Source organism: Streptomyces sp. NPDC040622, from assembly GCF_055593965.1.
Window position 1 is genome coordinate 463037 of sequence record NZ_JBVIXD010000004.1, and the last position, 12203, is coordinate 475239.

Below are 12203 nucleotides of genomic sequence, written 5' to 3' on the forward strand. Positions count from 1 at the left end.
ACACCCCCACCCCCCCCACCCCCCCCCCCCCCCCCCCCCCCCTCCCCCCCTCCCCCCCCCCCCCCCCCTCCCCCCTTCCCCCCCCCCCCCCCCCCCCCCCCCCCCCCCCCCGACGCCGTTCACGTGCTGCTCAGCAGCGGTCCGGTCACCCGAAGCCGCGCGCGTCCTGCTTCAGCGCCGTGTCGACCGTCAGGGCCGTCGCCACGACGAGGCTCAGGAGCGGTTCGGGCAGCTGGTAGTGGATCTGCAGGACGTAGTTGTCCGCGGTGGTGAACATGGTCTTGGCGAGGCCTTCCCAGGTCTTCGTGATCCGGGCGACCTCGTTGTCGGCGTGGTCGACGATCGAGAAGTTCCAGGCGCGCCAGTTCTCCGCCTTGATCGCGCCGACCTGCTGGCCGTTCACCATCATCCCGAAGTTGATCTTGCCGATCATGTTCTGCTGGACGATCTCGCCGATCGGCCGGCCGTCCGCGCGCTCGACGATCACCCGCGACTTCATGAACTTCCGCGGGCGGGTCAGCATCAGCTGCGGCTGGCCGTACGCGTCGCGGATCTCCAGCTTGTGCGTCATGAACTGGTCGACGCTGGACACGAAGCGCGCGACCTTCTTCAGCGTGCTCTGACCCACCTGGACCACCGAGCCGAGCGTGTTGCCCGCCTGGTCCATGACGCTGTACTCGTTCGTCAGCTCGATGAGCTTGGCCTTCTGGTTCACGACCAGGACCGGCTCCGTGAACAGCGTCCCGCCGCCCTGCGCGGACGGCGCGACACCGGCCTGCTGCTGGACCTGGCGCTGCACCTTGGCCGGGTCGGCCGTCGGAGCCTGCGGGTGCGCCTGCGGGTAGCCGTACTGACCCTGGGCCTGCGGCTGACCGAACTGGCCCTGCGCCTGGCCCTGCGGCTGACCGAACTGCCCCTGCGCCTGGCCCTGCTGGGCCTGCGGCTGACCGAACTGCCCCTGCTGCTGGGCGGCCGGGGCCTGCGCGGCCGGGGCCTGCGCGGGCTGCTGCTGCGCGGGCTGCGGCTGCTGCGGGACCTGCTGGGCCTGGGCGGTCTGGCCCTGCTGGACCGGGCTGGTGTGCTCCGTCCACTGGGAGCCGTCCCACCAGCGGAGCAGCTGGGCGGCGCCCTGGGGGTCCGGGTACCAACCTGCAGGAGTGTTCGAATGCGTGGTCACCCGGGAGACCCTACCCCCCGGGTACCGGCCGTCCGCCAGCCCTTTGCGGGGTGTGATGTCGAACTCACCCGGCGTCCTGCGCGCACGTGCGGGGCTGCAGCGTGACCTCCACCCGCAACGGGCCCTCCCCCGCGGCCTCCCTCAGTTCCACCGAGCCGATCCGCCCCGCCGCCCGCACATCGCCCTCCGCCGCCGCGAAGCGGTCCAGCGCCGCACGCTCCGCGGTCACCGTCGCCTCGGCGACCTCCGCGCGCATCGAAAGGCGCGCCCGCGACTTGGCCCTGCGGACCGCCGCGATGGCCTCCGAGGCCGTGGTGAGCACCTCCGCGTCGCCCGCGCAGGCCCGCAGTTCGCCGGCGTCCGGCCAGGCGGCGCGGTGCACCGACCCCTCCTGCCACCACGACCGGACCTCCTCCGTGACGAACGGGAGCACCGGCGCGAAGAGTCGCAGCAGGACGTCGAGCGCCGTGCGCAGGGCCGCCCGCGCCGACGTGGTGGCCGCCGCGTCGCCGTGGTCGCCGTACGCGCGGGCCTTGACCAGCTCGACGTAGTCGTCGCAGAAGCGCCAGAAGAGCTGTTCCGTGCGTTCCAGGGCGCGTGCGTAGTCGAAGGCGTCGAAGGCCCGCGTCGCCTCGTCGACCGTCGACGCGAGGTCGGCGAGCAGCGCCCGGTCGAGGGGCTCGGTGACGGGGGCGTCCACGGGGACCTCGCCGATGCCGAGCACGAACTTGCCGACGTTGAGGAGCTTGGTGGCGAGGCGGCGGCCGATCTTCATCTGGCCGACGTCGAACGCCGTGTCCGTGCCGGGGCGGCCGCTCGCCGCCCAGTAGCGGACCGCGTCCGAGCCGTGCTGTGCGAGCAGGTCGTCCGGGGTGACCGTGTTCCCCTTGGACTTCGCCATCTTCTTGCGGTCGGGGTCGAGGATCCAGCCCGAGATCGCCGCGTGCCGCCAGGGCAGCACGTCGTGCTCGGTATGTGCCCGCACGACCGTCGCGAACAGCCAGGTGCGGATGATCTCGTGGGCCTGCGGGCGCAGGTCCATCGGGAAGACCCGCGCGAACAGGTCCGGGTCCGTCAGCCACTTGCCCGCGATCTGCGGGGTGAGCGAGGACGTCGCCCAGGTGTCCATGACGTCGGGGTCACCGGCGAAGCCGTGCGCCGCGCCGCGCTGGTCCGCCGTGTAGCCGGGCGGGGTCTGCGCGCTGGGGTCGACGGGCAGCGCGGCGCGGTCCGGGACGATCGAGCGGTCGTGGTCGGGGTGCCCCTCGGCGTCCAGCGGGTACCAGACGGGGATCGGGACGCCGAAGAACCGCTGGCGGCTGATCAGCCAGTCGCCGTTGAGCCCGCCGACCCAGTTCTCGTAGCGGATCCGCATGTGCGGCGGATGCCACGCCAGCTCGGCACCGCGGGCCAGCAGCCGGTCGCGCAGGGCGGCGTCCCGGCCGCCGTTGCGGACGTACCACTGGCGGGTCGTGACGATCTCCAGGGGCTTGTCGCCCTTCTCGAAGAACTTCACCGTGTGCGTGACGGCGCGCGGCTCGCCCCGCAGCTCGCCGCTCTCGCGCAGCAGGGCGACGACGCGTTCGCGGGCCGTGTGCGCGGTGGCGCCGGCCAGCTCGGCGTAGGCCGCGACGGCGGCGGGCGCCTCGACCCCGCTCGGCGGCCCGGCGCGGAACCGGCCGTCCCAGCCGATCACCGGACGGGTGGCGAGCCGCAGTTCACGCCACCATGTGACGTCGGTGGTGTCGCCGAACGTGCAGACCATCGCGATGCCCGTGCCCTTGTCGGGCGTGGCGAGGCGGTGCGCGACGACGGGCACCTCGACGTCGAAGAGGGGCGTGCGGACCGTCGTGCCGAACAGGTCCCGGTAGCGCTCGTCGTCCGGGTGCGCGACGAGGGCGACGCAGGCGGGGAGCAGCTCGGGGCGGGTCGTCTCGATCAGGACGGTGCGGTCGTCCGCCCCGTGGAAGGCGACCCGGTGGTAGGCGGCGGGCCGCTCCCGGTCCTCCAGTTCGGCCTGGGCGACCGCGGTGCGGAACGTGACGTCCCACAGCGTGGGCGCCTCGGCGACGTACGCCTCACCGCGCGCGAGGTTGTTGAGGAACGCGAGCTGGGACGCGGCGCGGGCGTCGGTGCCGATGGTCTGGTAGGTCCTCGACCAGTCGACGGAGAGTCCGAGCCGCCGCCACAGGTCCTCGAACGCCTTCTCGTCCTCGGCGGTGAGCCGTTCGCACAGCTCGATGAAGTTCCGTCGGGAGATGGGCAGTTGGCGCTTCCCAGGCCGCTCGGGCGGGACGAAGTCCGGGTCGAACGGCAGGGCGGGGTCGCAGCGGACACCGAAGTGGTTCTGGACGCGCCGCTCGGTCGGCAGCCCGTTGTCGTCCCATCCCATGGGATAGAAGACTTCCTTGCCGCGCATGCGCTGGTAGCGGGCGACGGCGTCGGTGTGCGTGTACGAGAAGACATGGCCGACGTGCAGCGAGCCGCTGACCGTGGGCGGCGGGGTGTCGATGGAGAAGATCTCCTCCCGCGTCCTGGAACGGTCGAAGGCGAATACGCCCGACTCGTCCCATCGCCGAGACCACTTCGCTTCGAGCCCGTCGAGGACGGGCTTCTCGGGAACGCCTGCGCGGCGACGGGGGGAAGCCATGCCTCTGGATGCTATCCACCGGTCGCGACGCGGGGCTTCTCCTTTTCCGGCGCGTCTGCGGTCGTACGCCTCGTACGGCTCGCACGACGCCGGAGAAGGAGGAGCCCGCCCCGTACGGATCAGGCGGTGATGATCGCCGGGTCGCTGACGCCCGCCGCGCCGGTCTCCACGTGCCCGGCGAGGCGCCGCAGGAACCCGGCGTCGCCGTCAGACTTCACCGTCAGGTCGTACCAGCGCTTGCTCGCCCGCAGGTCGACGGTGTGCTCCACGGAGGAACCGGCCTTGACCTTGAACGTCTGGCCCGCGCCGCCGTAGGCGTTGGTCACCGTGAGGTTCACATCGGCGCCGCCCCCGTTCTTCAGGGTCAGCTTGATGTTGCCGGTGGTGCCGTCGTGGCGGGCGACGACCTCGGGGCCCGCCTTCTTGCCGGGGCCCTTGAAGGTGCGCAGGAAGCCGTTGGGCCCGAACACCGAGAGGTCGTAGACGTCCTTGGAGTACGCCGAGTTCCAGGTGTCGGAGACGTTCTTGCCCGCCTCGGCGGTGTACGTCCAGGGGCCGTCGGTGCGGTTGGCGGACCGGACGTGGAAGCAGACACCGGCCTTGTCGCCGCCGCTGAGCGTCAGCGTGAACTTCCCCGCGGCGGCGTCCGCGGCGCCGTCCACCACCGGGACGTACGGCAGCGCGCGGGCGGGCCGGGAGCCGCGCTCCTGCTTGGGCAGCGCCGGGTTCGCGGGCGCCTTGGGCACGTAGTCGGGGTGGCGCTCGTGGTCCGGCGGCTCGTAGGCGGCCGTGTCGGGGAGCTTCGCCGGATCCGTGTCCTTGCCGCCGAAGTCGAAGGCGGAGGTGAGGTCGCCGCAGATCGCGCGGCGCCACGGCGAGATGTTGGGCTCCTTGACCCCGAAGCGCTCCTCCATGAACCGGATGATCGACGTGTGGTCGAAGACCTGGGAGTTCACGAAACCTCCGGTGCTCCACGGCGAGACGACGATCATCGGGACGCGCTGGCCGAGGCCGTAGTGCCCGGCCGCGTAGGAGGCGTTGCCCGGGAAGTAGTCCAGCGTGGTGTCCACGGTGGACTTGCCCTGGTTCGCGTCCTTGGGGACGTACGGCGGGACGATGTGGTCGAAGTAGCCGTCGTTCTCGTCGTAGGTGACGAACACCGCGGTCTTGGCCCACACCTCGGGGTTGGAGGTGAGCGCGTCCAGGACCTGCGCGATGTACCAGGCGCCGTAGTTCACCGGCCAGTTGGGGTGCTCGGTGAAGGCCTCGGGGCACGCGATGTAGGAGACCTGCGGGAGCTTGTCCGCCGTGACGTCGGCCTTCAGGATGTCGAAGTAGCCGTCGCCCGCCTTGGCGTTGGTGCCGGTGCGGGCCTTGTCGAAGAGCGGGTCGCCGGCCTTGGCGTTGCGGTACTTGTTGAAGTAGAGCAGCGAGTTGTCGCCGTAGTTCCCGCGGTAGGCGTCGTCGATCCAGCCCCAGTGGCCGCCGGCGTCCAGGCCGTCGCCGATGTCCTGGTACACCTTCCAGGAGACGCCCGCCTGCTCCAGGCGCTCGGCGTACGTCGTCCAGTCGTACCCCGCCTCCTGGTTGCCGAGGACCGGGCCGCCGCCCTTGCCGTCGTTGCCGACGTGGCCCGAGAGCATGTAGTAGCGGTTGGGGTCGGTCGCCCCCATGAACGAACAGTGGTAGTCGTCGCAGACCGTGAAGGCGTCGGCGAGCGCGTAGTGGAACGGAATGTCGTTCCGCTCCAGGTAGGCCATGGTCCGCTCGGACTTCGCGGGAATCCACTGGTCGTACGCGCCGTTGTTGAACGCCTTGTGGCCACCCGCCCAGTCGTGGTCGAGCCCGGCGATGAACTGCATGCCGAGGTTCTCGGCGTCCGGATGGAAGGGCAGCACCTCCTTGGCGCCGCTCGGCTGGTTCCAGACCGGCTTGCCGTTGGGCAGCGTCACCGGGCGCGGGTCACCGAATCCGCGGACACCCTTCATCGTCCCGAAATAGTGGTCGAAGGACCGGTTCTCCTGCATCAGCACCACGACGTGCTCGACGTCCTTGATGGTGCCGCTGCGGCGGCGCGCGGGCAGCGACGCGGCACGGGCGATGCTCTGGTTGAGCATGGCGAACGTCGCGGTACCGCCGGCCAGCTGCATGAAGCGGCGCCGATTGAGTTCAGGCATGTGTATTCCGACCTCGTGTTTTGTGGGGGACGCGAGCGGGGTGAAGTGTGCCAAGGGGAGCAAGCGATACGGAAGGGTCTGTGACGGGAGTGTGAAGAGAAGTCCAACCCCTGACGGGCAGGGCACAAGGCCCGCACATTTAGGACTTAAGTCCCGTATTTGACATATGGGTAGCCGCGTGACTGACTTGGCCCTGCACCGTTCAGTGGTGCGCTCTTCTCCGTCCCGCGACTGCAAGGAGGTGTTCGGGATGAGTCCCGAAGGAAGTCCTTGCGTCAGCGGTGACCTCATCTGAGGCTGCGTTCCGCGCCTTTGAGGTGGCGATCCGCCGCCGTTCCTCTTCCTCCGCCGCGCTGATGCCGCGGAACTGACCCCTGCCCCGCCGACGGCTTTCCGGCGTCTGCATCGCCAGGAATTCCCCGGGACCTCCCGGGACATCGCGGGGCGTCTCCGGGGTTTCTTTCACACCACATTCACACCGTCACGTCCTCGTGCCCGGGCCTGCTTCGTCATGCCCCCGCACGGAGGGAGGTCTGCCATGAACAAGCTGATTCCCCAGGTACGCCTGGCCCCGCCAGGCGAGAACCCCGAGACGCCCAAGAACCACGGGACTCCGCCGAGGTCCCCGCGCCGCGAGCGCAAGGCCGCCGAGCTGGACGCCCGCACCCGCGAAGTCGGTGCCCGGCTCGCCGCGTTCAGCGCGCGGCCCGCCCGCGACGTCCTGCGCGACCTGGGCGCCTCCACCCGCGGCCTGCGCCAGGACCAGGTCCTCGAGCGCGTCGAGCGGTTCGGTACGAACACCGTCGCCCACGAGCGCGCCCCGCACTGGACCGTGCAGCTCGCCACGGCCTTCTGGAACCCCTTCATCGGCGTGCTGGTGGTGCTCGCCGCCGTCATGTACTGGCAGGACCCGGCCGACCCCGGCGTCTACATCCTCACCTCGATGGTGCTGATCAGCGCCCTGCTCCGGTTCTGGCAGGAGTTCCGCTCCACCCGTTCCGCCGAGGCGCTCAAGGCGCTGGTCACCACCTCCTGCGCGGTGCAGCGGCGCTGGAGCGAGACCGCGGGCACCGAGGAGATCCCGATGGAGCAGGTCGTCCCCGGCGACCTGGTGAAGCTGGCGGCCGGCGACATGGTCCCCGCCGACCTGCGGCTGCTCACCGCCAAGGATCTGATGGTCAGCCAGGCCGCGCTGTCCGGCGAGTCGCTGCCCGTCGCCAAGGCCGACACCCGCGCCCACGACCTGGGGCAGCAGGACACCGCTGACCCCGTCGAGGCCGACAACCTCTGCCTGATGGGTACGTCGGTGACCTCCGGTACGGCGACCGGTGTGGTCGTCGCGACCGGCGCGCACACCTACTTCGGCTCGATGGCGAGCGCGCTGACCGGCGACCGCCCGCAGACCGCCTTCGACGTCGGCGTGCGCCGCGTCAGTTTCCTGCTGATCCGCTTCATGCTGGTGATGGTCCCGGTCGTCTTCGCGATCAACGGTTTCACCAAGGGCGACTGGGACCAGGCACTCCTGTTCTCCCTCTCCGTGGCGGTCGGCCTCACCCCCGAGATGCTGCCGATGGTCGTCTCGGCGAACCTGGCCCGCGGCGCCGTGGCGATGTCCCGGCACCAGGTCGTCGTCAAGCAGCTGAACGCGATCCAGAACCTCGGCGCCATGGACGTGCTGTGCACCGACAAGACGGGCACGCTCACCGAGGACCGCATCGTCCTGGACCGCTACCTCGGCACGCGCGGCGAGGAGGACCGCGAGGTCCTCGAGTACGCGTACCTGAACGCCCACTTCCAGACCGGCCTGCGCAACCTCATGGACCAGGCGGTCATCGACCGCGTGGACGAGGCCGAGGCGGTTCTCGTCGACCACCGCTTCACCATGGTCGACGAGATCCCCTTCGACTTCGCCCGCCGCAGGATGTCCGTCGTCCTGCGCCGCAACGGGCTCTCCGGCCCCGCCGCCGAGCACACGCTGGTCACCAAGGGCGCCGTCGAGGAGGTCCTCGACCGGTGCGGGCACCTGCTGGACGGCGGTGAGCGCGTGGAGCTCACCGGGCAGCTGCGCACCCACGTCACCCACCTCGCCGAGCGGCACAACCGGGAAGGGCTGCGGGTCCTCGCGGTCGCGACCCGCGCCTTCCCCGTGGACCCCGACGCCCCGGAGCGCCGGGCCTACTCCGTGGCGGACGAGACGGAACTGACCCTCGTCGGCTTCCTCGCCTTCCTCGACCCGCCGAAGAGGGACGCCGCGGACGCCCTGCGCGCGCTCGCCGAGAACGGCGTCGCCGTCAAGGTCGTCACCGGCGACAACGAACTGGTCGCCTCGCGTGTCTGCGCCGACGTCGGCCTGGCCGCCGACGAGCTGATCACCGGCGCCACCATCGACCTGGTCGACGACGTCGAACTGGTGGAACTGGCCCGTACGACCACGGTGTTCGCGAGGGTCAACCCGGTCCAGAAGGCGCGGATCGTGCGCGCCCTCAAGGCCGACGGGCACACCGTCGGTTTCCTCGGGGACGGCATCAACGACGCGGCGGCGCTGCGCGAGGCGGACGTCGGCGTCTCCGTCGACACGGCCGTGGACATCGCCAAGGAGTCCGCGGACATCATCCTCCTGAAGAAGGACCTGATGGTCCTCGAACAAGGCGTGTTGATGGGGCGTCAGACCTTCGGCAACACCATCAAGTACATCAAGATGACGGCGTCCTCGAACTTCGGCAACGTCTTCTCGGTCCTGGTGGCCTCGGCCTTCATCCCCTTCCAGCCGATGCTCGCCATCCACCTCCTCGTGCAGAACCTCTGCTACGACGTCAGCCAGCTGGCGATCCCGTGGGACCGCATGGACAAGGAGTACCTGAAGAAGCCGCGGACCTGGGACGCGAAGGGCATCGGCCGGTTCATGGTCCGGATCGGCCCGATCAGCTCGGTCTTCGACATCACGACCTTCCTGGTCATGTGGTACGTCTTCCGGGCGAACTCCCCCGAGCAGCAGACCCTGTTCCAGACGGGCTGGTTCGTGGAGGGACTGCTGTCCCAGACCCTCATCGTCCACATGATCCGCACACGGAAGATCCCGTTCGTGCAGTCCCGCGCCTCGCTGCCGGTGCTGCTGATGACGGGAGCGGTGATGGTCCTCGGGCTCTGGCTGCCGTTCTCGCCGCTGGCGTCGGCGCTGTCGATGCAGCCGCTGCCGATGAGCTACTTCCCGTGGCTGGTGGGGACGCTCCTCGCGTACTGCGCACTCACGCAGGTGGTCAAGGGCTGGTACATCCGGCGCTACCACGGCTGGCTGTAGACCCCGTCCAGGCGTGGTGGGCCTCTTGCAACAGTAGGTGCCGTGGGCAACCATGCGGGGGTGGCGGCCCACGGCACCCACTGCCGCTCTTCCCCGCGATCGAGGAGAGTCATGACTGTGCGCGTCCACGGCACCTGCGCCCCCGGATTCGAGGGTGTGCGCGAGGAGTTCGAGCGGAGCTTCGCCGAGCGCGACGAGCTCGGGGCGGCCGTCGCCGCCACCGTCGACGGCGAACCCGTCGTCGACCTGTGGGGCGGCGACGCGGACCGGACGGGCACCCGCCCCTGGGAGCGGGACACGCTGGTCAACGTCTACTCCACGACCAAGGGCATGACCGCGCTGTGCGCCCATCTCCTGGTGGACCGAGGAGAGTTGGACCTCGACGCGCCCGTCGCGCGGTACTGGCCCGAGTTCGCGGGGGCCGGCAAGGCGGACATCCCGGTGCGCTGGCTGCTGAGCCACCGCGCCGGCCTGATCGCGCCCGACGAGCCGATGCCGGTGGGTGCGGCCTGCGACTGGGAGAAGGTCACCGCCGCGCTGGCGGGGTCGCGGCCGTGGTGGACGCCCGGCACCGCGCAGGGGTATCACGCGGTGACTTTCGGCTTCCTGGTCGGCGAGGTGGTGCGGCGCGTCACCGGGACAACCCTCGGGGCGTTCCTGCGCGCCGAGGTGACCGGGCCGCTGGGCGCCGACGTCCATGTCGGCACCCCACCGAGGGAGCACGGGCGGTGCGCGGACATGGCGCCGCCCGTCCGCGCGGCCGGCGCGGGGCCGGCCAGGGGCGCGTTCGGCGACGCCCCGAAGCCCCCGGTCGACGGGCTGACGGCCCACCCGATGGCGCCGGCCACCCTCGCCCTGCAGTACGTGCCGCTCGGCGACGTGAACGGCGCGGCCTACCGCAGCGCGGAGATCCCGGCGGCCAACGGCCACGCCACCGCCCGCGGACTCGCCGCCGTCTACGCGGAGTTGGCGTGCGGCCGGCTCCTCTCCCCCGACGCCCTGGAGCGGCTGCGCACACCGCAGGGCGAGGGCGACGAGCCGGACCTCGTACTGCGGGTGGCCACCCCGCTCGCCGAGACCTGGCCGTGGGGCCTCGGCTACATGCTCAACCAGTACGGGCAGGCGGGCCCCAACCCCCGGGCGTTCGGGCACGGCGGGATGGGCGGGTCGTACGCCTTCGCCGACCCGGAGAACGGCGTCTCGTACGCGTACACGATGAACCGCATGGGCGCCGGGACCTCCGGCGAGGACCTGCGCAGCGTCCACCTGGTCGGGGCGCTGTACAAGGGGCTGCAGGACCAAGGACGTCAGGGCCGATAATGACCGCATGACTTCACGCAGAGCGGTCTTCTTCACCGGCGAGGCCGACGATCCCCGGTACGGCCCGGTCACCACCGGCGACGAACGGGCCATGCTCGTCCACTTCCTGGCGGCCCAGCGCACCACCCTGGAGATCAAGTGCGCAGGCCTGGAAGAGGAGTTGGACCGGCGGTCCGTGGCGCCGTCCGCGCTGTCGCTGCTCGGCCTGGTCCGCCACCTCACCGACGTGGAGCGCCGCTGGTTCCGGCGGGACCTCGCGGGACAGGACCCGGCGCCCCTCTACGCCACGCCCGACAACGCCGACGAGGACTTCGACGGCGCGGTGGCCGAGCCCGGCGCGGTCGCCGCTGCCTGGGCGGCGTGGCGGGCCGAGGTGGCGTTCGCCGAGCGGTTCGTCGAGGAGGCGGCGGATCTCGACGTCGAGGGCCAGGACTCCTGGCTCGGCGCGGTGTCGCTGCGCTGGGTGCTCCTGCACATGATCGAGGAGTACGCGCGCCACAACGGCCACGCCGATCTGCTCCGGGAGCGGATCGACGGGGCGGTGGGGCTCTGACTCACGCGTCGCCGGGGTGCTGCCCGGGGCCCTTGCCGTGGGGGGCGAGCTTGCTGGGCGAGAGGTCGGTGGCGTCCTCCCCCGGCTCCAGCAGGGTGTCGGCCGGGCCGACGATCAGCGGATCGGCCTTCCCCACCGCCTCCGTGTCCTTCGCCTCGTAGTCGACCTGCAGCAAGAGGTGGCGCATGGCCTCCAGGCGGCCGCGCCGCTTGTCGTTGGTCTTGACGACGGTCCAGGGCGCGTGCGGGGTGTCCGTGGCCCGGAACATCTCCACCTTCGCGTACGTGTAGGCGTCCCAGAGGTCCAGGGAGGCGAGGTCGGTGTCGGACAGCTTCCACTGGCGCACCGGGTCGACCTGGCGGATCGCGAAGCGCGTGCGCTGTTCGGCCCGGGAGACGGAGAACCAGAACTTGATGAGGATGATCCCGTCATCAGTGATCATCTTCTCGAAGAGCGGCGCCTGCTGGAGGAAGTGCAGGTGCTCGCGCGGCGTGCAGAACCCCATCACCGGCTCGACGCCCGCGCGGTTGTACCAGGACCGGTCGAAGAAGACGATCTCGCCCGCCGACGGCAGCTGGGCCACGTACCGCTGGAAGTACCACTGGCCCGCCTCGTGCTCGTTCGGCTTGTCCAGCGCCACCGTGCGGGCACCGCGCGGGTTCATGCGCTCGGTGAACCGCTTGATCGTGCCGCCCTTGCCCGCCGCGTCACGCCCCTCGCACACCACGACGACCCGCAGGCCCTGCTCGCGCACCGCCTTCTGCAGCTTCAGCAGCTCGATCTGCAGGATCCGCTTGTGCCGCTCGTACGCCTTGCGGCCCAGCTTCGTCGCGTACGGGTAGTTCTCCTGCCACGTCCGCAGGGGCCGCCCCCGCTCGTCGAGGAGTACCGGGCGCTCCGGACGGGCCTCGTCCACCGTCAGCCCGTCGAGCAGATCGTCGTCGTTCCCCTGGGTCGCCGTCACCGCGTCCGCCTTTCCTTCGATTCCGCCGCATCCGCCGTATCCGCCGTATCCGTCGAAGAATCTC

Annotated in this window: 7 protein-coding genes; 3 read left to right on the plus strand and 4 right to left on the minus strand. The window is 70.8% G+C overall.

Translation table 11 applies throughout. The annotated features are described in order from the left end of the window. Positions 1-145: 145 nt before the first annotated feature. From ACZ592_RS13755 to ACZ592_RS13765, 3 genes are all read right to left on the minus strand, one after another. Entirely contained in the window at positions 146-1177 is a 1032-nt protein-coding gene (locus ACZ592_RS13755) for an LURP-one-related family protein (protein WP_471581718.1), read from the minus strand. Between the two features lie 64 nt (positions 1178-1241). Continuing rightward, complete coding sequence (gene valS / locus ACZ592_RS13760; protein WP_471581719.1) at positions 1242-3827, minus strand: valine--tRNA ligase; 2586 nt, start codon at positions 3825-3827, stop codon at positions 1242-1244. A 119-nt stretch (positions 3828-3946) separates the two neighbouring features. Continuing rightward, on the minus strand, positions 3947-6004 hold the full coding sequence (locus ACZ592_RS13765) for a phosphocholine-specific phospholipase C (RefSeq protein WP_471581720.1): 2058 nt from the start codon (positions 6002-6004) through the stop codon (positions 3947-3949). Positions 6005-6542: 538 nt separating this feature from the next. Between ACZ592_RS13765 and mgtA the strand changes: the two genes are divergently transcribed. From mgtA to ACZ592_RS13780, 3 genes are all read left to right on the plus strand, one after another. Then, positions 6543-9302 (plus strand): magnesium-translocating P-type ATPase, encoded by a 2760-nt coding sequence (mgtA, locus tag ACZ592_RS13770; RefSeq protein WP_471581721.1) that lies wholly within the window; start codon positions 6543-6545, stop codon positions 9300-9302. A 111-nt stretch (positions 9303-9413) separates the two neighbouring features. Next, on the plus strand, positions 9414-10622 hold the full coding sequence (locus ACZ592_RS13775) for a serine hydrolase domain-containing protein (RefSeq protein ID WP_471581722.1): 1209 nt from the start codon (positions 9414-9416) through the stop codon (positions 10620-10622). Between the two features lie 7 nt (positions 10623-10629). Next, on the plus strand, positions 10630-11175 hold the full coding sequence (locus ACZ592_RS13780; protein ID WP_471581723.1) for a DinB family protein: 546 nt from the start codon (positions 10630-10632) through the stop codon (positions 11173-11175). A 1-nt stretch (position 11176) separates the two neighbouring features. Here the strand turns inward: ACZ592_RS13780 and ppk2 are convergent, their stop codons facing one another. After that, positions 11177-12139, minus strand: a complete 963-nt coding sequence (gene ppk2, locus ACZ592_RS13785) for a polyphosphate kinase 2 (protein ID WP_471581724.1) — start codon at positions 12137-12139, stop codon at positions 11177-11179. Between the last annotated feature and the right edge of the window lie 64 nt (positions 12140-12203).

Coding starts and splice junctions, on each gene's coding strand:
- mgtA (WP_471581721.1), top strand. CDS start 6,543: ATGAACAAGCTGATTCCCCAGGTACGCCTGGCCCCGCCAGGCGAGAAC.
- ACZ592_RS13775 (WP_471581722.1), top strand. CDS start 9,414: ATGACTGTGCGCGTCCACGGCACCTGCGCCCCCGGATTCGAGGGTGTG.
- ACZ592_RS13780 (WP_471581723.1), top strand. CDS start 10,630: ATGACTTCACGCAGAGCGGTCTTCTTCACCGGCGAGGCCGACGATCCC.
- ACZ592_RS13765 (WP_471581720.1), bottom strand. CDS start 6,004: ATGCCTGAACTCAATCGGCGCCGCTTCATGCAGCTGGCCGGCGGTACC.
- valS (WP_471581719.1), bottom strand. CDS start 3,827: ATGGCTTCCCCCCGTCGCCGCGCAGGCGTTCCCGAGAAGCCCGTCCTC.